This is a genomic window from Methylophaga sp. UBA2012 (genome assembly GCF_002335235.1).
GTDB lineage: Bacteria > Pseudomonadota > Gammaproteobacteria > Nitrosococcales > Methylophagaceae > Methylophaga > Methylophaga thalassica.
In genome coordinates, this window is sequence record NZ_DDCG01000013.1 from 35858 (window position 1) to 36116 (window position 259).

Below are 259 nucleotides of genomic sequence, written 5' to 3' on the forward strand. Positions count from 1 at the left end.
TCCCCGTGGGCACGGGGAACACACTTCTAAAGGTTGATGGAACAACGGTTGTCGCGGTTCATCCCCGTGGGCACGGGGAACACCATCCAAGGTATAAGCCTGATCAATCACCCATCGGTTCATCCCCGTGGGCACGGGGAACACATTAGCAATTTCTCGAACCTTAGCCCTAAATTCGGTTCATCCCCGTGGGCACGGGGAACACATCGGTACAGCGCTGAGAGAACATGATCAGCCCGGTTCATCCCCGTGGGCACGG